General features: G+C 63.0%; 18 protein-coding genes. 6 read left to right on the top strand and 12 right to left on the bottom strand.

Going from position 1 to position 20,042, the window contains the following annotated elements; genetic code table 11:
- Window positions 1-44: 44 nt before the first annotated feature.
- The 5 genes from J2Y48_RS02950 (at window position 45) to J2Y48_RS02930 (ending at window position 6,911) form a co-directional block, all read left to right on the top strand.
- Window positions 45-1,895 (top strand): extracellular solute-binding protein, encoded by a 1,851-nt coding sequence (locus tag J2Y48_RS02950; RefSeq protein WP_310412430.1) that lies wholly within the window; start codon window positions 45-47, stop codon window positions 1,893-1,895.
- A gap of 149 nt (window positions 1,896-2,044) precedes the next feature.
- Window positions 2,045-3,127, top strand: a complete 1,083-nt coding sequence (locus tag J2Y48_RS02945) for a microcin C ABC transporter permease YejB (RefSeq protein ID WP_310412427.1) — start codon at window positions 2,045-2,047, stop codon at window positions 3,125-3,127.
- Window positions 3,127-4,272 carry an ABC transporter permease gene (locus J2Y48_RS02940; protein WP_310412425.1) on the top strand — a complete coding sequence of 382 codons (1,146 nt, stop codon included), beginning with the start codon at window positions 3,127-3,129 and terminating at the stop codon, window positions 4,270-4,272. The genes J2Y48_RS02945 and J2Y48_RS02940 overlap by 1 nt, the downstream gene beginning before the upstream one ends.
- Before the next feature lie 8 nt (window positions 4,273-4,280).
- Complete coding sequence (locus tag J2Y48_RS02935; RefSeq protein WP_310412422.1) at window positions 4,281-5,921, top strand: ABC transporter ATP-binding protein; 1,641 nt, start codon at window positions 4,281-4,283, stop codon at window positions 5,919-5,921.
- A gap of 30 nt (window positions 5,922-5,951) precedes the next feature.
- Window positions 5,952-6,911, top strand: a complete 960-nt coding sequence (locus J2Y48_RS02930; RefSeq protein ID WP_310412419.1) for a glyoxylate/hydroxypyruvate reductase A — start codon at window positions 5,952-5,954, stop codon at window positions 6,909-6,911.
- A gap of 13 nt (window positions 6,912-6,924) precedes the next feature.
- Here the strand turns inward: J2Y48_RS02930 and J2Y48_RS02925 are convergent, their stop codons facing one another.
- The 3 genes from J2Y48_RS02925 to J2Y48_RS02915 form a co-directional block, all read right to left on the bottom strand.
- Window positions 6,925-7,779, bottom strand: a complete 855-nt coding sequence (locus J2Y48_RS02925) for an NlpC/P60 family protein (protein ID WP_310412416.1) — start codon at window positions 7,777-7,779, stop codon at window positions 6,925-6,927.
- 7 nt (window positions 7,780-7,786) lie between these two features.
- Complete coding sequence (locus J2Y48_RS02920) at window positions 7,787-8,134, bottom strand: MarR family transcriptional regulator (RefSeq protein WP_405030144.1); 348 nt, start codon at window positions 8,132-8,134, stop codon at window positions 7,787-7,789.
- A gap of 135 nt (window positions 8,135-8,269) precedes the next feature.
- A complete protein-coding gene (locus J2Y48_RS02915) occupies window positions 8,270-9,661 on the bottom strand; it encodes a M17 family metallopeptidase (RefSeq protein WP_310412413.1) in 1,392 nt (463 codons plus the stop codon).
- A 130-nt stretch (window positions 9,662-9,791) separates the two neighbouring features.
- Between J2Y48_RS02915 and J2Y48_RS02910 the strand changes: the two genes are divergently transcribed.
- Window positions 9,792-10,613 carry a tetratricopeptide repeat protein gene (locus J2Y48_RS02910; RefSeq protein ID WP_310412410.1) on the top strand — a complete coding sequence of 274 codons (822 nt, stop codon included), beginning with the start codon at window positions 9,792-9,794 and terminating at the stop codon, window positions 10,611-10,613.
- A 132-nt stretch (window positions 10,614-10,745) separates the two neighbouring features.
- On the opposite strand, the gene J2Y48_RS02905 is transcribed toward J2Y48_RS02910, so the two are convergent.
- The 9 genes from J2Y48_RS02905 to J2Y48_RS02865 form a co-directional block, all read right to left on the bottom strand.
- On the bottom strand, window positions 10,746-11,726 hold the full coding sequence (locus J2Y48_RS02905; RefSeq protein WP_310412407.1) for a type II secretion system F family protein: 981 nt from the start codon (window positions 11,724-11,726) through the stop codon (window positions 10,746-10,748).
- A gap of 14 nt (window positions 11,727-11,740) precedes the next feature.
- The gene (locus tag J2Y48_RS02900) at window positions 11,741-12,751 is read right to left on the bottom strand and encodes a type II secretion system F family protein (RefSeq protein WP_310412404.1); all 1,011 of its coding nucleotides are present in this window, start codon (window positions 12,749-12,751) and stop codon (window positions 11,741-11,743) included.
- A 12-nt stretch (window positions 12,752-12,763) separates the two neighbouring features.
- On the bottom strand, window positions 12,764-14,236 hold the full coding sequence (locus J2Y48_RS02895) for a CpaF family protein (RefSeq protein ID WP_310412401.1): 1,473 nt from the start codon (window positions 14,234-14,236) through the stop codon (window positions 12,764-12,766).
- Window positions 14,237-14,272: 36 nt separating this feature from the next.
- Window positions 14,273-15,562: a CtpF protein gene (locus tag J2Y48_RS02890; RefSeq protein WP_310412398.1), complete on the bottom strand. Its 1,290-nt coding sequence runs from the start codon at window positions 15,560-15,562 to the stop codon at window positions 14,273-14,275.
- 43 nt (window positions 15,563-15,605) lie between these two features.
- Window positions 15,606-16,256, bottom strand: coding sequence for a CpaD family pilus assembly protein (locus tag J2Y48_RS02885; protein WP_310412710.1), 651 nt, complete (start codon window positions 16,254-16,256; stop codon window positions 15,606-15,608).
- A gap of 61 nt (window positions 16,257-16,317) precedes the next feature.
- Entirely contained in the window at window positions 16,318-17,868 is a 1,551-nt protein-coding gene (locus J2Y48_RS02880; RefSeq protein ID WP_310412395.1) for a type II and III secretion system protein family protein, read from the bottom strand.
- Window positions 17,869-17,882: 14 nt separating this feature from the next.
- Entirely contained in the window at window positions 17,883-18,689 is an 807-nt protein-coding gene (gene cpaB, locus J2Y48_RS02875) for a Flp pilus assembly protein CpaB (RefSeq protein ID WP_310412392.1), read from the bottom strand.
- 245 nt (window positions 18,690-18,934) lie between these two features.
- Window positions 18,935-19,447: a prepilin peptidase gene (locus J2Y48_RS02870; RefSeq protein WP_310412389.1), complete on the bottom strand. Its 513-nt coding sequence runs from the start codon at window positions 19,445-19,447 to the stop codon at window positions 18,935-18,937.
- Window positions 19,448-19,621: 174 nt separating this feature from the next.
- Window positions 19,622-19,798 (bottom strand): Flp family type IVb pilin, encoded by a 177-nt coding sequence (locus J2Y48_RS02865; protein ID WP_310412386.1) that lies wholly within the window; start codon window positions 19,796-19,798, stop codon window positions 19,622-19,624.
- Between the last annotated feature and the right edge of the window lie 244 nt (window positions 19,799-20,042).

Here is a 20,042-nt window from a genome sequence, read left to right as displayed (position 1 = left end):
CTTTCCGGCAAGGGGCATAGGCAACAGACAAGAAGGGGCTTGGCATGCAGTTCGGACCACGCTGGTTTTACTCAGGCTTGATCGTTGCGGCAGCGGCCGCCTCCCTGCTTGCCCCTGCACGGGCCGAGGATGCCGTCCCGCAATGGCGCCATGGGATTTCGACCGTCGGCGAGCTGAAATACCAGCCCGGCTTTGCCCATTTCGACTACATCAACCCGAAGGCGCTGAAGGGCGGGACCCTCAAGCTCTCGAACGACGGCACCTTCGACACGTTCAATCCGCTGCTCGCCAAGGGTGAGACCGCTGTCGGCATCGGCCTCGTCTTCGACACGCTGATGAAGTCCTCCGAAGACGAGGTAACCACCTCCTACGGCCTGCTTGCCGAAGGCGTATCCTACCCGGACGACATTTCGTCTGCGACCTTCCGCCTGCGTCCCGAGGCGAAATGGGCCGATGGCCAGCCGGTGACCCCCGAGGACGTGATCTTCTCCTTCGAGAAGGTCATCGAGCACAGTCCGCTCTTCACCAACTACTACAAGCACGTCACGTCGGCCGAAAAGACGGGCGAGCGCGACGTCACCTTCCACTTCGACGAAACGAACAACAGCGAGCTGCCGCAGATCCTCGGCCAGTTTCAGGTCGTTCCCAAGCACTGGTGGGAGGGCAAGGACGCCTCCGGCAAGCAGCGTGATATCTCCAAGACGACGCTCGAACCGGTGATGGGTTCCGGTCCCTACAAGATCGCCTCCTTTTCGCCGGGATCGGCGATCCGCTACGAATTGCGCGACGACTATTGGGCCAAGGACCTGAACGTCAATGTCGGCCAGAACAATTTCGGCCGGATCGAATATTCCTTCTTCGGCGACCGCAACGTCGAGTTCGAAGCCTTCCGCGCCGGCAATGTCGATTACTGGTTCGAGAACCAGGCGAGCCGCTGGGCGACCGGCTATGATTTTCCCGCCGTTAAGGACGGCCGGGTGAAGCGCGAGGAGATACCCAATCCCTACCGCGCCACGGGCATCATGCAGGCCATGGTGCCGAACATGCGCAAGGAGATGTTTCAGGACGAACGCGTTCGCGAGGCGCTGAACTATGCATTCGATTTCGAGGAACTGAACAAGACGGTCTTTTATGGCCAGTACAAGCGGGTCAACAGTTATTTCTTCGGAACCGAGCTTGCCTCCTCGGGCCTGCCGGAAGGCAAGGAACTGGGGATCCTCAACGAATTGAAGGACAAGGTGCCGCCGAGTGTCTTCACCGAGCCCTATGAAAATCCGGTCGGCGGCGACCCCGGCAAGGCGCGCGAGAACCTGCGCAAGGCGGTCGCGCTGATGAAGGATGCGGGCTACGTGCTGAAGGGCAACCGGATGGTCAAGGCGGATACGGGAGAGCCGCTTTCCTTCGAGATCCTGCTGTCGAGCCCGACGCTGGAACGCGTGGCCGTCCCCTATACGAACAATCTCAAGCGGATCGGCATCGATGCGCGCGTGCGCACCGTCGATCCCGCGCAGTACACGAACCGCCTGCGCTCCTTCGACTACGACATGACCTGGTACGTCTGGGGGCAGACGCTGCATCCGGGCAACGAACAGGGCGATTACTGGGGCTCCTCTTCGGTTTCACGGGAGGGGTCGCGCAACTATGCGGGTATCGGCGATCCGGCGATCGACGCGCTGATCGACCGCGTCATCTTCGCCAAGGATCGCGAAGAACTCGTGGCGGCGACGCGGGCGATGGACCGGGTGCTGCTCGCCCATCACTATGTGGTGCCGATGTACTACCGCATGGCGGCGCCGATCGCCTATTGGGACCGGATCACCCACCCCGCCGAACTGCCGACCTATGGCCTCGGTTTTCCCGACGTCTGGTGGTCGACCGAGGTGAAGGCGGAATGAGAGCTTGCTTTGGAACGGAGCCGCAATCCAAATTGCGGGAAACACGAATCACCGCCACGGCGGTACAACGCATCGGGAACCGGCGGATTGAAAGCTGACAGGGCGACAGACGGCGGCATGGCGCCCGCGTTAAAGCGGAGGCCCGGCTGATGGGTGCCTATATCCTTCGCCGGCTGCTTTTGATGATCCCGACGATCGTCGGCATCATGGCAATCTCCTTCATCGTCGTGCAGTTCGCGCCCGGCGGACCGGTCGAGCAGGTGATCTCCGATCTCACCAGCCAGAGCGGCGGCGATCGGCTGTCCGGTTCCGGTGATATGCTGCAGGATTTTTCGCAGGACGCGTCTTCCGGCTACCGCGGTGCGCGCGGCCTCGATCCCGAATTCATCGCCAAGCTGGAAAAGCAGTTCGGCTTCGACAAGCCGCCGCTCGAGCGTTTCCTGACGATGATGGGCAACTACCTGCGCTTTGACTTCGGCGAGAGCTTCTTCCGCAACACCTCCGTCGTCGACCTGATCAAGGAGAAGATGCCCGTCTCGATCTCGCTCGGCATCTGGATCCTGATCCTCTCCTACGCGATCTCGATCCCGCTCGGCATCAGGAAGGCGGTTTCCGACGGCTCGACGTTCGACGTCTGGACCTCGGGCGTCATCGTCGTCGGCTATGCGGTGCCGAGCTTCCTGTTCGGCATTCTCCTGATCGTCGTCTTCGCCGGCGGCTCGTTCTTCGACTGGTTCCCCTTGCGCGGCATCGTCTCGGACGATTTCTGGCAGTTGCCGTGGTGGCAGAAGCCGCTCGACTATCTGTGGCACATGACGCTGCCGATCATCACGCTGCTGCTTTCGGCCTTCGCCACGACGACGCTTTTGACGAAGAACTCCTTCATCGACGAGATCAAGAAGCAGTACGTCGTCACCGCCCGCGCGAAAGGGCTGACGGAGCGCCAGGTGCTCTACGGCCATGTCTTCCGCAACGCGATGCTGATCATCATCGCCGGCTTTCCCGGCGCCTTCATCTCGGCCTTTTTCACCGGATCGCTGCTGATCGAGTACATCTTCTCGCTCGATGGCCTTGGCCGTCTCGGCTACGACGCGGTCGTCCGCCGAGATTACCCGATCGTCTTTGCGACGCTCTACATCTTTTCGCTGATGGGCCTGTTCGTCAGCTTGCTGTCCGACCTGATCTATACCTGGGTCGATCCGCGCATCGACTTCGAGCGGAGGGACGTCTGATGGCCGTCCTGCCCGATGCCCGCTCGATGCCCACCAGTGCGCCGCCGAAAGGGTTGCTGTCTCCGACCAACCGCCGGCGCTGGGAGAACTTCAAGGCCAACCGGCGCGGCTACTGGTCGCTCTGGATCTTTCTCGTCCTGTTCGGCCTCAGTCTCTCCGCCGAGTTCATCGCCAACGACCGGCCGGTCGTCGCCTCCTACAAGGGCGAAATCCTCTTTCCCGTTCTGGTGAACTATCCGGAGGAAAAGTTCGGCGGGTTCCTGGCCGAGACGGACTACAAGTCGGACTTCATCCGCGACGAGATCGAGGCGAACGGCTGGATGATCTGGCCGCCGATCCGCTATTCCTATCGCAGCACCAACTCCAACATCCCCCATTCGGCCCCGACGAAACCGTTCTGGCTGATGAGCAAGGAGGAGCGCTGCTCCGGCTACCCGATGGGGCAGGACGATCCCGGCTGCATCGTCGGCAACCTGAACTGGCTCGGCACCGACGACCAGGCGCGCGACGTGCTGGCGCGCACGATCTACGGCTTCCGCATCTCCGTCCTGTTCGGGCTGGCGCTGACGATCGCATCGGCGATCGTCGGTGTCTCGGCCGGTGCGGTGCAGGGCTATTTCGGCGGCTGGACCGATCTTCTGATGCAGCGCTTCATCGAGATCTGGTCGTCGATGCCGGTGCTCTACATTCTTTTGATCATCTCGGCGATCCTGCCGCCCGGCTTCTGGATCCTGCTGTCGATCATGCTGCTGTTCTCCTGGGTCGGCTTCGTCGGCGTCGTGCGTGCGGAGTTCCTCCGGGCGCGCAACTTCGAATACGTCAACGCCGCCCGCGCGCTCGGCGTCGGCAACGGCACGATCATGGTGCGCCACCTGCTGCCGAACGCTATGGTGGCCACGCTGACCTTCCTGCCCTTCATCCTGTCGGGATCGATCACCACCCTGACCTCGCTTGATTTCCTCGGCTTCGGCATGCCGCCCGGCTCGCCATCGCTTGGCGAACTGATCGCGCAGGGCAAGCAGAACCTGCAGGCGCCCTGGCTGGGGCTGACCGCCTTCGCCGTCATGTCGCTAATGCTGTCGCTCCTGATCTTTGTCGGTGAAGCGACACGCGACGCCTTCGACCCGAGGAAGACCTTCCGTTGAGCGCCGCCATGACCGAAGAGAACCACGATCCGATCCTCAGCGTGAAGGACCTGTCAGTCGCCTTCCACCAGGGCGGCAAGACGTCGGTTGCCGTCGATCGCGTCTCCTTCGAGATCGGGCGCGGCGAGGTGGTCGCGCTCGTCGGCGAATCCGGCTCGGGAAAGTCGGTGACGGCGAACTCGATCCTGAAACTCCTGCCCTATCCGGCGGCGAGCCACCCGTCCGGGACGGTGATCTTCAAGGGGCGCGATCTGATGAACGCGCCGGATCCCGTGCTGCGCGAGGTTCGCGGCAACGACATCACGATGATCTTCCAGGAGCCGATGACGTCGCTCAATCCGCTCCATTCGATCGAGCGGCAGATCGGGGAAATTCTCGAGCTGCACCAGGACATGAAGGGAGCGCAGGCGCGGACCCGAACGCTCGAACTCCTGAACCAGGTCGGCATCCGCGAGCCTGAAAAGCGGCTGTCTGCCTATCCGCACGAGCTTTCCGGCGGTCAGCGCCAGCGCGTCATGATCGCCATGGCGCTCGCGAACCGGCCGGAGCTTCTAATTGCGGACGAGCCGACGACGGCGCTGGACGTCACCGTTCAGGCGCAGATCCTCGAGCTCCTGAAGAAGCTCAAGGACGAGCACGGCATGTCGATGCTGTTCATCACCCACGACCTCGGCATCGTGCGCAAGTTCGCCGACCGCGTCTGCGTGATGACGGGCGGAAAGATCGTCGAGGCCGGGCCGGTCGAGGCGATCTTCACCAATCCGCAGCACGACTACACCCGCCACCTGCTGGCCTCCGAGCCGCGGGGCGCGCCGCTGCCGCCGGACGAGACCAAGCCGGTCATCATGGCGGCGGACGACATCAAGGTCTGGTTTCCGATCAAGGCCGGCTTCATGCGCAAGGTCGTGGACCATGTGAAGGCGGTCGACGGCATCGACCTGACGCTGAAGGCCGGCCACACGCTCGGCGTCGTCGGTGAATCGGGCTCCGGCAAGACGACGCTGGGGCTGGCGCTGACGCGGATGATCGCGTCGAAGGGCAGGATCGCCTTCGTCGGCAAGGACATCGCCAACTACTCGTTCAAAGAGATGCGGCCGCTCAGGAACCGCATGCAGATCGTCTTCCAGGACCCCTACGGCTCGCTGTCGCCGCGCATGTCGGTGGCCGATATCGTGGCCGAGGGGCTGGAGATCCACGAGCCGAAACTGTCGGCCGACGAGCGCGACCGCCGGGTTGCGTCGGCGCTGGAGGAAACGGGGCTCGATCCCGCCACCCGCTGGCGCTATCCGCACGAATTTTCCGGCGGCCAGCGCCAGCGCATCGCCATTGCCCGCGCCATGGTGCTGAAGCCGCAGTTCGTCATGCTGGACGAGCCGACCTCGGCGCTCGACATGAGCGTCCAGGCGCAGGTCGTCGATCTCCTGCGAGACCTGCAGGCCAAGCACAACCTCGCCTATCTTTTCATCAGCCACGACCTGAAGGTCGTGCGCGCGCTTGCCAACGACATCATCGTCATGCGGGCAGGTAAGGTGGTCGAGAAGGGGCCGGCGGCACGGATCATCGCAGCACCGGAGATGCCCTATACCAAAGCCCTGATGGCCGCCGCCTTTGACCTGGCGGCGGTAAAATCAGATGTTATCCGCCAATAGCCGATTCCCCGATATACAGCAGGTTTGAACGTGCAGAAGAACAGCCCCGTCATCATCGATTTGAAGTTCGATCGCCAAGAGGTTGCCACCGCGTTGAAAGGAGCCTTCGCCGACCGGGATGTGATCGATCTCGCCCATCCGGCGAACAAGGCCCGCGACCTGTCGGGTATCGATTATGCGGTGGTCTGGAAGCCTGGCGCCGACCTGTTTTCACGGGCAAACGATCTCAAGGCGGTCTTCTCGGGCGGAGCCGGGGTGGACCATGTCATGACGTTGCCGGGCCTGCCGGAGGTGCCTGTCGTGCGCTTCGTCGACCCGACGCTGACGACGCGCATGAGCGAGTGGGTCGTGCTGCAGTGCCTGCTGCATCTGCGCCAGTTCAAGGCCTACGAGGCGCTGAACGCCAAGCGCATCTGGCGCGAGCTCGCCCAGCCCGAGGCGAAAGAGGTCACGGTCGGGATCATGGGGCTCGGCGTACTCGGATCCGATGCCGCGGCGAAGCTGCGCACCATGGGTTTCGACGTCATCGGCTGGTCGCGCCGCAAGAAGGAGATCGAGGGCATCGAAACCTTCGATGCCGCCGGGCTGGACGCCTTCCTTGCACGGACGGATATCCTTGTTGGTCTTCTGCCATTGACGGCGGACACGCGCGGCTTCTTCGACGCCGGCCTCTTCGCCAAGCTGCGCCGCGAGGGGGCCCTCGGCGGGCCGATCTTTGTCAATGCCGGTCGCGGCGGCAGCCAGGTCGAGGCAGACATTCTGTCAGCGCTCGACAATGGCACACTCGCGGGCGCTTCGCTCGACGTCTTCGAGCAGGAGCCGCTGCCGCTCGAAAGCCGGCTTTGGACGCACGAAAAGGTATTCGTCACCCCGCACGCCGCCGCGGCCTCTGACGTCAAGGCGCTGTTTGCCCATGTCGAGCAGCAGATATCGCGTCTGGAAAGCGGCAAGCCGCTGCAGCATGTCGTCGATCGCTCCGCCGGCTACTGATCCGGCAATGGCCTCAGGGCCGGCGATAACCGGTCGGCTGCTCATAGAGCCAGCCGATCCGCTCGATCGCGGCCTCAAGGCCCTCCCGGGCGACGCTCATCGTGTGGCCGTTGGCATGGACGATCGTTTCCGGATCTTCCATGATCGCAACGTGGCCCTTCCAGAACACGAGATCGCCACGCCGCAGTGCGCTGCGGTCGATGGCGGTGCCGAGGCCGTTCGCCTGCATGTCCGAATCGCGGGGGGCCTTTTGGCCGGTCATCATCATGGCGAGCTGGACGAGACCGGAACAGTCGATGCCGAAACCGCTGCGGCCGCCCCAGAGATAGGGCGTTTCCAGGAATCGCAGGGCGACGGACACGTAGTCATCCGCAATCGGTTGGCCGGTTGGGGCGCAATGGTTCGCCACGACCGACTGGCCGCCCTCCAGCGTGAAATAGCGCGTGCCCCGGGTTTCGCTTTCCCCGACGACCGATATCCGGCTGCCGAGCGACAGGGGAAAGGCCGGCGGCGTCCGCAGATCCGCGCCGGTATAGGCAAAGGTGCGCGGAACGGCGACGACGTGGGTTGCAGCCTTGCCGTTCTCGGTAAGAGCCGCTTCCGGCAGGTAGCCGACATAGCCGTCGAAGTCTGCTTTGATCCAGGCCCAGCCCTCAGCGCGATCCAGGACGTTCACGGTTTCTCCAAACAAGAGCTCCGTATCGATGCCGGCCGTCAGGTCCGGCCGCGGACGAAGGCCGATAACGGAAGCGGAGACCCGTGCCGGCGTGCCGGCGGTATAGCGAGGGGCGTCGACGGTTTCGCGCAGCGCATCCTCGGCAAGATCGGGGCGATAGGCGTTCAGGCGGCGGTCGGGCAAAGCATTCATGGCGGTCTCACGGTGTCAGCGCCCGACCCTGACCGATGATCAGGTCGCCGAGCTTTTCCAGATAGAGCGCGCCATTGATGGTGCGCTTGATGACAACATTACGGCGGTCGCGCTCGTCGCGCTCCCTGGTCACCAGCCCGAGGTCGCCCATCGTGTCGAGCGCCCGCGTGATCACCGGTTTCGTCACGCCGAGCCTGGCGGCAAGTCCGCGCACCGTGTGGGGCGGCGGCACGAGGTAGATCTCGAGCAGGATCGCAAGCTGGCGCAGGCTCAGGTCCCTTCCGTCAAGCCGTACCTGCTGCAGCGACACGGTGTGCCAGAGGCCGAGCGCCTGCGAGGCCGTCAGATCCAGCACGACAATCTCCGACAAGATCAAGATAGGGCAGTTTCGTTACGCTATCGTATCGATGCGGAGATGGAAAGTATGTCACGACACGGTATCGGCCGCGTGGCCAGACACCGGTTTTCCGCGCGACCTTGGGCCCATTGATTAGCTGGCTACCGACTTCATGTGCTGGTAGAGCGCCCGTATCCCTTGCGCTTCGCCGCCGACCGGCGAATGCGGCCGTTCGGCCGGCGCCCAGCCATAAATGTCGAAATGCGCCCAGCCCTTCGTCCGCGTGACGAAGCGCTTCAGGAACAGGGCGGCCGTGATCGACCCGGCCATGCCGCCTGCCGGCGCGTTGGTCAGGTCGGCGATGCGGGCCGAGATGTCCTTGTCGTAGCCCATGTAGAGCGGCATGCGCCATAGCGGGTCGTCGACGGACAGGCTCGCCTCGCGCAGGTCGTCTGCCAGATCCTCGTCGTCGGTGAAGAACGGCGGAAGATCGGGGCCGAGCGCGACGCGTGCGGCACCGGTCAGCGTCGCCATGTCGATCAGAAGGTCGGGCTCGTCCTCATCGGCAAGGGCCAGCGCATCGGCGAGGATCAGCCGGCCCTCGGCATCGGTGTTGTCGATCTGCACCGTCAGGCCCTTGCGGCTGCGGTAGATATCGCCCGGCCGGAACGCGTTGGAGGAAATCGAATTCTCCACGACCGGCACCAGGACACGAAGGTCGATCTTGAGTTTGGCGTCCATGATCATCAGCGCCAGCCCCATGACGTTGGCCGCCCCGCCCATGTCCTTCTTCATCAGCAGCATCGAGGCGGACGGCTTGATGTCGAGCCCGCCGGTGTCGAAGCACACGCCCTTGCCGACCAGCGTCACCTTGCGATGGCCCTTCTTGCCCCAGCGCATTTCCAGCAGGCGAGGTGCCTCGGCGGCAGCGCGGCCGACCGTGTGGATCAGGGGAAAATTTTCTTTCAAGAGGTCGTCGCCACGGATCACCGAGACCTTCGCCTTGTAGTGCGCGCCGAGCGCCCGGAAAGCGTCTTCCAGCGCGTCCGGCCCCATGTCGTTGGTCGGCATGTTGATCAGGTCGCGAGCGAGGAAGACGCCGGCGAGCTGGCGCTTGATGTCAGCGGCATCCGCGTCTGCCGGAATGAGAAGCGTGGGCGCGTCATTCGTCGCCGTCCGGTAGCGTTCGAAGCGGTAGCTGCCGAGCCCGTAGCCGAGCGAGAGGCGGTTTGCCGTCAGCGGCGCGGTTTCGATATGCCAGTCGCCGGCCGGGAGCGTACGCGCAAGCTTGCCGGTGAGGAATGGTGCGTCTGACGGTGATTTGCCGAGGCCGAACAGGGCGCCACCGAGGTGACCGTCATCCGTCGGGATCAGCAGCAGCGACCCAGGTTCCGCCTTGAAACCCGCTTTCTTGGCCCAGTCCAGCGCGATCGGTTCGATCGTGCCCGTTTCGATATGGGCAGGGGTGATCGCGAAGATCGGAAGCGTCTTGCCGCCACGCGTGTTGAACGGGGAGGGGCGATCGATGAACTGGTAGGGGGCCATTGCAGAGCCTTTGCGGTGCTGTCCGGGAATCAGCGAATTAACGGTCTGTTAGGGTTAACAGATTATTGCTGGCGTGAGGATTGCGGCGTGAGTCCCTCATTCGTCGCAAGTGATGCACTGGGGAAAATTCATGCTCTGCTCCGCGCACGCAAATTCGTCTTGCCGAAAATTGCTTCTGCTGGCCGCGACTGCACTTCTGACGGCGACGCTTGCAGGCTGCGCCGGCGGCGGGCGTGATGACCTGAAGACGGGATCCATTCCCAAGCTATCGAAACCCGTCACCGATATGAACGCGACCGAGCTCAGCCGCGCAGCGGAAAGCGTCGGAAAGGCCTACGAGAAAAACCCGAAGGATCGGCAGGCGGGTCTGAATTACGCAAACCTGCTTCGCATGACCGGCCGCAACGATCAGGCGCTTGCCGTGATGCAGCAGGTGGCGATCTTCCATCCGACCGATCGCGAAGTCCTTGCCGCCTACGGGAAGTCGCAAGCTGCGGCGGGCCGGCTCGAGCAAGCACTGGGCACCATTCAGCGGGCGCAGACCCCCGACCGTCCGGACTGGCGGCTGAAATCGGCGGAAGGCGCGATCCTCGATCAGCTGGGTCGCCCGTCCGACGCCCGTACCCGCTACCGCGAGGCACTTGACCTGCAGCCGAACGAGCCGTCCGTCCTCTCCAATCTCGGCATGTCCTACGTACTCGCGCGCGATCTGCGCACCGCCGAGACCTATCTGCGCTCGGCCGCGCAGCAGCCGGGCGCCGAATCCAGCGTCCGACAAAACCTTGCCCTCACCATCGGCCTGCAGGGCCGCTTTGCCGAGGCGGAGCAGATCGCCCGGCAGGAGCTCAGCGCCGAGCAGGCTGAAGCGAACGTCGCCTATCTGCGGGGCATGCTCTCGCAGCAGAACGCCTGGAAACAGCTCTCGAAGGACGAGCAGGGCAACACGAACTGACGTCTGCTCTGTGAGCGAACATCCGTGCGAATGCCGACGCTTGTCAGGGCGGAGGATGCTTTGCGCGAGTTCGCCGCCGCCCCACCGCTCTCCCAATGAACCGAAAAATGTCGGCCGAAGACCGCGGCGAGATCAGAACGAGTCCGCTACCTGGATGCCGGCGGGGCCGAGGATCACGGCGATCAGCACCGGCAGGAAAAAGAGAATCATCGGCACCGTCAGCTTGGGCGGCAGGGCGGCGGCCTTCTTCTCGGCCTCGTTCATGCGCGTATCCCGGCTTTCCTGCGCCAGCACGCGCAGCGCCTGGGCGATCGGCGTGCCGTAGCGCTCGGCCTGGATCAGCGCCTGCATGACCGCCTTGACGATGTCGAGTCCAGTGCGGGTGCCGAGGTTTTCATAGGCCACCCGGCGATCCTGCAGGAAGGAAAGCTCCGCCGTCGTCAGCACCAGCTCTTCTGCCAGTTCGGCCGAGGCGACAGCCATTTCATCGGCCACGCGGCGCAGCGCCACCTCCATCGAAATTCCCGACTCGACGCAGATCAACAGCAAGTCCAGCGCGTCGGGCCAGGCGCGCCGGATCGAAAGCTGCCGTTTGGAAACACGGTTCGAAATGTAGATGTTCGGCGCGTAGAAACCGAGATAGGCGATGCCGATGGAGGCCAGGATGCGGATCGACATCGGCTTGTCGCCAAGATAGCCGAGATAGAAGATGTAGAAGGCACCGACGGCGAAGAACACGAACGGCAGGACGAAACGCGCGAAGAGGAAGATGTTGAGCGCGTTCTGCGATCGATAGCCCGCCTGACGCAGCTTGTTCATCGTGCCGGCGTCCACCAGTGCTTCGCGCAGGTTCAGTTTGTCGACGATCTGGCGCACGGAAGTGTTGTTCCGGGCCCGCAGCGAGCCCTTTCCCTGCAACTCGGCGTTCAGCCGCGCGCGCTCGCGCGCCCGGATCTGGTCCCGCTCAAGCGCGACCGTCTTCATCCGCTTATTGAGATCGCCACCCTCGAAATAGGGGGCTGCGAGCGTGTAGAAGGTCGCCAGCACCGCGATCGCGACGAAAGCGGGCAACAGGATATCGGGGTTTGTAAGCGTGCTGGCCAGTTCCGACATTGCGCCGTTCCCTCTCAGATATCGAAGTTGATCATGTTGCGCATCACCATGACACCGATCGACATCCAGACCGCCGAGGCGCCGAGAATGAGGTGGCCGCGCGGATCGGTGAAGAGGACTATCATGTAGGCGGGCGACGAGAGGTAGACGAGCAGCATGACGATCAGGGGCAGCGCGCCGATGATGGCAGCGGACGCCTTCGCCTCCATCGACATGGCGCTGATCTTGGCTTTCATCTTGCGCCGCTCGCGCAGGACACGGGAAAGATTGCTGAGGGCTTCCGAGAGATTGCCGCCAGCCTGGCTCTGGATGGCGATGACGATGGAGAAAAAGTTGACCTCTTGCAGCGGGATGTAATTGAACATGCGCGCGCAGGCTTCCGGCACGCTCAGTCCCATCTGCTGTGATTCGATGACGCGACGGAACTCCGACTTGACCGGCTCCTGACCCTCCGCGGCGATCAGGCGCAGGGCATCGGTGAGCGGCAAGCCGGACTTGATCGAACGCACCATGACGTCCAGCGAATTGGGAAACTCCTCGAGGAACCTGTTCATGCGTCGCTTCACCATGAAGCTCAACGCCCAGCGCGGAAAGCCGAGACCGGCGATGACAAAGACGCCAACGGCGATGAGGAGCGGCGCCCCGGCAATGATCGACGCGACCATCATGAAGAAGCCGAAGGCCGCACCCATGACCGTGAACCGCATCGGTGTCACGGAGAGCCCCGCCTGAGAAAGTTTGGCCTTGAGATTGGGCGAGGTCTTCTTGTGCCGTTCCTGCTGCTTCTTTTCGAGCTCCTTCAGCGAATCCTGCACCGATTTGCGGCGCTTCGTCATCTCCTGCATGCGCTCGCGCGCAGCCTTGACCTTGTTCTGGTCGGTTTCGGCAGCCTTCACCCGGTTGACGCGGCTTTCGGATTTCTTTTCGGTCTCGATGCGCGAAAACAGCACGCCGTATCCGAGGGCGCCGGCCGCCAGGGCGGCCAGGGCGATGATCGCGACGACGATGATATCCAGTCCGAACATCTCAAGCCTCGGCTATTCCGGTTTTTCCATCATGTCGAGCGTTGCCGCCAGACGCCGTTCCTCGTTGAAATAGCGCGCGCGGTCCCAGAAATGTGGTTTGCCGATACCGGTTCCGACATGACGGCCGATGATGCGGCCGTTAGCGTCCTCTCCCTCGATCTCGAAGCGCATCAGGTCCTGGGTGACGATCACGTCGCCTTCCATGCCGACCACTTCGGTGATGTGGGTGATGCGACGTGAACCATCGCGCAGGCGTGACGCCTGAATAATGACGTCGATCGAGCCGGCAATGATCTCGCGGACGGTCTTGGCCGGCAACGTAAAGCCGCCCATGGCGATCATTGATTCCATGCGGCTCAGGCATTCGCGGGGGGAGTTGGCGTGGATCGTGCCCATCGATCCGTCGTGACCGGTGTTCATGGCCTGCAGCAGGTCGAACACCTCGGGACCACGAACTTCGCCGACGATGATGCGTTCGGGCCGCATGCGCAGGCAGTTCTTGATGAGGTCGCGCATGGTGATCTCGCCCTCGCCCTCGATGTTCGGCGGGCGGGTTTCGAGGCGAACCACGTGCGGCTGCTGCAATTGCAGTTCGGCGGAGTCTTCGCAGGTGATGACGCGCTCGTCGGTATCGATGTAACGCGTCATGCAGTTGAGCAGCGTCGTCTTCCCCGAGCCGGTACCGCCGGAGATGACGAGATTGCAGCGCACGCGGCCAATGATCTGCAGGATCGTCGACCCTTCCGAGGTGATCGAGCCAAAGCGCACCAGCTGGTCGAGTGTCAGTTTGTCCTTCTTGAACTTGCGGATGGTGAGTGCGGTGCCGTCGATGGCGAGCGGGGGGGCAATGACGTTCACGCGCGAGCCGTCGGGCAGGCGGGCGTCGCAGATCGGGCTTGATTCGTCGACCCGGCGGCCGACCTGGCTGACAATGCGCTGGCAAATGGACAGCAACTGGGCATTGTCGCGGAAGCGGATTTCCGATTCCTCCACCTTGCCGCCAACCTCGATGTAGGTCTTGCCGGCGCCGTTGACCATGATGTCGGCGATGTCGTCGCGCGCCAGCAGCGGCTCCAGCGGGCCGTAGCCGAGAACGTCGTTGCAGATGTCGTCGAGCAGTTCCTCCTGCTCGGAAATCGACATCGCAAAGTTCTTGATCGTGATGATGTCATTGACGATGTCGCGAATTTCCTCGCGCGCACTCTCCGTGTCGAGCTTGGCGAGTTGCGACAGGTCGATCGTATCGATCAGGGCGGAGAAGACCTGCGATTTGGTGTCGTAATAGTCTTCTGTGCGCGGTGAGCGCTTGCGGCCGATCGGTGAGGGCTGGTGCGGCGCCGGCGGGGGTGTCGTTTCGCGAACGGGTTCAGCCACGGCGATAGCGGCCGTGCGCTCGACAGGGGCAGGCGCCGGCGCGGCCTGCGGCGGATGGCCACTTGGGCCACCACTCTTTCCAAAGCCTTCGTTTCCGCGTCTACCGAACATACTGCTTCATCCAGTTCTCAAAGCCCTGGCAGGGCGTCATTTGCGGCCGAGCATGCCCAGCACTTTGCCGAGCCCGCCCTTTTTGGGCTTCTTCACCGTCGCCCGTCCCGTCACGATGTGCGCAATCTGCGAGAAGGTTTCCGCCGCCGGCGACTTCTTGTCCATTTCGGCGATCATGCGGCCACTGTTGGCGGCCGTGCCAAACAGCTGGGCATCGAAGGGGATGATCGCGATCGGCTGGACTTCGAGCGGATCGCAGAACTCGTTGGGGGCGATCTCAGGTCGTTTCGGCAAGCCCACCTGGTTGAGAACCAGGTGAGGGGGGCGATCGTTCGGCCGCAGCTTCTTCAAAGCATCGAACATGTTCTTGGCGTTGCGCAGGTTCGCGAGGTCCGGCACGGCGGTCACGATCACCTCGTCGACCTCGCCGAGAAGCGTGCGGGTCCACTCCGACCATGCATGTGGCACGTCGAGCACGTTGACCGGGGCGCTTCGCTGGAGAACCTCGATCATCGGCTGGAACGAACCGCGTTCGAGATCGTAGGCGCGGTCGAGCATCGAGGGTGCCGCAAGCAGGGACAGGTGCTCGGAGCACTTCGACAGCAATCGATCGAGGAAGACCTCGTCCAGCCGCTCGGGCGTGTAGACGGCCTCGGCCATCCCCTGCGCCGGATCCTGGTCGAAATTGATGTTGGCCGTGCCAAAGGGCAGGTCCAGGTCGGCCAGCACCACTTCCGTCGAGAACAGGCTGGAGATGCCCCAGGCGCAATTGTGCGCGATCGTCGACGATCCGACCCCGCCCTTGGCGCCAATAAAGGCGACCGTGCGGCCGAGCGGCTCGGCTTCGGGATCGATGAAGATCGAGGCGACGGCGTTCAGGACATCGGCCATAGATACCGGCGCGACCAGATACTCGGAGACGCCGTTGCGGATCAGCTCGCGGTAGAGCGCAATATCGTTGTGATGGCCGACGATCACCACCTTCGTGCTCGGATCGCACACTTCGGCGAGCGGCGCGAGCTCAGCCATCAGCGCGGACGGTTCGGTCGACGTTTCGATGACAATGAGGTTTGGCGTCGGGGCGGAGGCGAACATGTTGGCGGCCGCCGGGATACTGCCGCTGTTGATGCGCAGGCTTACCTTGGCCATGCGGCGGTCGCTTGCGCAGCGCTCCATTGTCTGCAGCATGCCCTCGCTCTCGCAGAACGCATGGATCGAAATGCGTGGCAGCGGCCGCAGATGATCGAGTTGGCCGGTGTGCCCGCCGTCCTCGAGGAAGACGTCGGCGGGTTCGTGCGCCTCAATGCCGTATTCGATACTCGTCATCTCTCAAGTCCCATCCTTGACCGTCAGGCCGCTCTGGCGTCCGTTAGAATCTCGTGCCGTCCTCGCGGTAATCCTGGATCGCAGTTGCGCGGCGCTCTGCGTCGATCGGCGTCATGCCGCGCGGTCCGACGAGATCCATCGGATTGGCAATCTGTGCGGCGAGATTGGCCTGGGTCGCGCAGCCGAAATTGTAGTACTGCCGGTTTTCCATGGTGTTCAGCGTCAGATCTTCTGGCCACTGACCGCAGGGGTTCGTCTTGGCCGTGGTCGAGACGAAGGCGAGCCGGATCGGGGCGGCGTCGCCCTGGCCGGCGGCCCCATAGCTGGTCTGGATGATCCGCTTGCTCGGCACGCCCTCCGCGACGAGGGTCGCGCGGATTTCCTTGCGCAGAGCGGCGGCGGCGCCGGCGTTCAATGATCCTTGCGGTACCATGATCTGCACTGTCCCGTTCGACTTCGACGCATAGTTCTGGGCAAAGCCGCGGATGTTGTCGCGCATGGAGAGTGTCAGTGACCGATCGCCCGATGCGACGGGAACATCCAGGGTGTGTTCGGCTTCCGTCAGCACGATCGGGTGCCGGGTGCGATAGTCGTCGGGGATCGAAGCGGTTGTCGTAACGTCGCGGTTGGCGCAGCTTGCAAGCAGCGCGGCCGAAAGAACGAGTACTGCCGGAACGGCGCGGTTGAGCGGCATTGGGCGGAGCCTTTCGAGCGGACCCTTTAAGCGAATGCGTGCGGTCATGTCCGTTCCCCGATCACTTGTAGATGAAGCCGACGGCGCCGGCATAGTTTCCGACCGGCACCCCAGCCTCCTTGCGGCCGTAGATCTGGTTGACCCGGCCGAGGAAGAAGCTCGCGGCGTCGTTCGTCGGGTTGAAGTTGTCGTCCGGTCGGTTCAGCACGCTGCGTGCGACCGGGCGAACGAGGTAGGGGGTGGCGATGATCACCATTTCGGTCTCGTTGCGCACGAAGTCCTTGGAGCGGAAGAGGGTACCGAAGATCGGGATCTTGGAGAGACCCGGGAAGCCCGACATCGCCTGGCGGATGTCGTCCTTGACGAGGCCGGCGATCACGATCGAGCCGCCGGAGGGCAGTTCGACGCTGGTGGAAGCCTGGCGGCGGCGGATGCTGAGCGCGGTCGCACCGGGAATGCCCTTCTGGCCGATCAGCGAAGCCGAGCCCTCGAAGGTCGGCTCCGAAACTTCGGTATCGACCCGCAGGCTGATGCGGCCGGCCGACAGCACGACCGGCTTGAAGTTCAGCCGGATGCCGTATTCCACGGTGTCGTAGTCGCGGCTGACTTCGGTCTCCCTGGTCTCTTCGTTGGTCTTGATTCCCTGCTCGCTGAGCAGGCGGAACTCGCCGCCGACATAGAAGTTCGCCGCCTCGCCGGAAATGGCCGTGAGGCTCGGTTCTGCGAGTGTGCGCATGACGCCCGCCTGTTCCATGGCGTTGAGATAGCTGGCAATCGCTGTCCCACCGACCGTTCCCGAAAGCGCCGCATTGGTGGCCCAGTCGACCGAACCGCCGAGATTGGTGGGGTTGCGGAAGGAGATACCGCCGTCGTTGCCCAGGACGGAGCCGTTGAAGCCCAATTGTTTCAGGACCTGGCGGCTGACTTCGGCGACCGTGATCTTGAGCGTGACTTGGTCCTCGCCGTCGATCTTGAGCATGTTGACGACCTGCGAGCGTTGCCGGTCTTCGCCGAAGATCGCCGCGTCACCGTTGTTGCCCTGTGCGGTTACGGTTCGCGTCGTCGCTTCACCGCCTGTCAGGAAGATGTCCGCCAGGCGAGCGGCCTGCAGCGCATCCTGAGGCGTGCGCACGGTCCCGGTGAGAACGATGTTATCGGAGATGATCTCGACGGAGATGTCGGAGTCGGGAATGAACCGGCGCAGGTGCTCCTGAAGTCCGGCGATGTCGCGTTCGACGGCAAGCTCGAGGCTGATGATCTCTTCGCCGTTCGGCCCGAAGATGAAAACGTTCGTCTGGCCGACCTCCTTGCCGAAGATATAGATGCGGCGAGAGGTCCGGGTGACGGCGTCGGCCTTCATCGGATCGGCGACGAGGATGTCGTGTGCGTCGGTTGGCAGGTCCACGACGATTGCCTTGTTGAGCCCGAGCTTCAGCGATTTGCGCGCGCCCGGACCGGCATTGGTGATGCGAACGAGCGAGGTCGAAGCCGCCTGCGCCAGGTCAACCGCGCTGCCGCCCGTCACCACCGCTCCGGGCATCCCGGAGAAGGCGAGGCAGAAGGTCATCCCGCCGGCGACAGAAGCTCGAAATCTCTTTCCGAATCCACGCACGTTGCGCTCCTGCTTCATTGGTTGGCACCGGGCGAGTTCGATTTGACGATCTCGCCGGATTTGATGACCTGGATGATCGGCGCGCCGTCACCACCACTCAAAAGATAGTCAGCGGCCTCGGTATCCTGCTCCTGCGCATCGGCTACGCTTCGCAGTGCCAGCTGCAGCCGTTCGGCCATCTGCTGGGCGACCGTGATTACCTTGGCCTGGTCGGGCGTCAGCTCGAGCGTCGCCGTCGTGCCGACGACGGTCTTTGAGCCGTCGTCCTTCTCTTCGATCTGCTGGTCGATCGCCAGCACCCGCACATTGCTCAGGATGGTCTCGGTGATCTTCATCTCGGCGTCCCCCGGACGGACCATGATGACGTCGACCCGGTCGTTCGGCAGGATGAAGCCGCCAGCACCGGTTGCAACGGAGATCTCGGTCGAGACGGCGCGCTTGCCGGCAGGAAGCAACGACGACATGATCTTGCTGCTCGAATCGGCAACCTTCTCCTGCCGGATCGGTTCGCCCTTGAAGATCGGCATGCGCACGACCGCGCCCTCGAGTTTCTCCACCGCGTCGGGCCGGTTCTGGTCGGTAATGAAGCCCTCGGCGACGCCGGTTTGCGGCCAGGCGCTCCAGCCGAACGAATCGGCGTTCAGCCGCGAGCCGACCGGAAGGCTTTGGGTTGCGACCAGGACGTTGACGGTTGGTTCGCGCTCGACCACCGGCTCGCTTTGAACCACGGACTTGCCGCGGGTGAGCTGCAGCGCGAGATAGCCCGCGCCGCCCGCCGAAAGGACGGCCACTGCCAGTATGATGATTCGCGCCGGTTTCATGGTTGGCCCCTGGACGTGCGGAGATGCGTAACGTCACCTTAACCATCAATTGGTGTATTTATGGTTAATGAGTTGCTTAGGAGTTTGGTTAACAGATCGTTTCTGGCGAGCGTCTGCCAGGGAATTGCGCATTGCTAACGCAATTTCTGAGGGAGGAAATCCCGTCTACGCCCACGCAACTGACGCCAGGTACCTGAGCCGATATGGCTGGACGAACGGCAGTCGTGCCGCGGTACGCCAGCGTCTCAATGGAAGTTGGCCAGTGCGGCTTGCATGAGTGGCGAAGACGGATAGGCGAAAAAGGCCGCAATGCCGATTGCAATGCCGTAGGGTACCTTTTTGGCCGTCAGGAGATGGTTCGGCAGGGGCAGGCCGGAAGCCATGATTGCGCTGGCGTGGCCACGAAGTGACAGGATTGCGAGCGTGAGAATGCCACCGAAAAACGAAACATAGACGAGGTACGCCACGAGCGACGGCGTCAGGCCGAACCATATGGCGCTCGCCGAAAGAAGCTTTGCATCGCCGCCGCCCATAACGCCGATGGCGAAGAGCGCGAAGCAAGAGGCGAACACGATCAGGCCGGCGAGCAGATGGAATCCAATCTGCGGCATGGCCAAGCCTGCAAGTGGTGCCACGACGATGAAACTGGCCAGCAGGATCGCGGAGACGCGATTCGGGATGGTCATGGTAAAGAAGTCAGAGAAGGCAGCGATCGCCAGGCACAGCGGAAAGACGACAAAGATGGCTGCTTCGGTCATATGACATGCTCCCCTTTGCGGCCAACTCTAGCGCGTGAGCGTTAAGGTTTTCCAAAGTAAGCCATCGGTGCTGATCGTGCTTGGCTCAGGGAAAAAAGGACCGCCTCCCAGGAAGGCGGTCCTTTTTGATTATGCGACTGTCGCGTCGGGCCGCCCCAGGGCGGGCGCCGTCGCTTAGCTCTGCGACTCGGTCATCGTGGTCGCGAGGAAGTTGAACTGATTGTTCAGCGCGCCACCGAGAGCGTTGGCGCCGAAGATCAGGGCAACGGAGATGAGGGCTGCGATCAGGCCGTATTCGATGGCGGTCGCGCCGGATTCGTCCTTCAGGAAGCGAGCGAAAATCTTGGTCATGGGAACTCTCCTAACTCCACAAGTGTTGGGTTCAGCACGTCCGACAACTGTTTGCCGTTGTTCGGATGACTGCAACCTACAGGCGCCGCATTGCCACCTGCTTAAGGAAGGCGGTTACCGGAGCGTTAATGCAGACTGTCAGAAATCGTGGTAAACAAAGACCTCAAGGAACCTTGCTCGTCGGAGCCAGCTGTAGGGGATGGGATCGCGCACTACCTGCCCTTCTATTGCCGGGCGGGAACTG

Origin of the sequence: Mycoplana sp. BE70, from assembly GCF_031455855.1 — a bacterium.
Taxonomy (GTDB): domain Bacteria; phylum Pseudomonadota; class Alphaproteobacteria; order Rhizobiales; family Rhizobiaceae; genus Mycoplana.
This window is presented reverse-complemented; position numbering and strand designations above follow the sequence as displayed.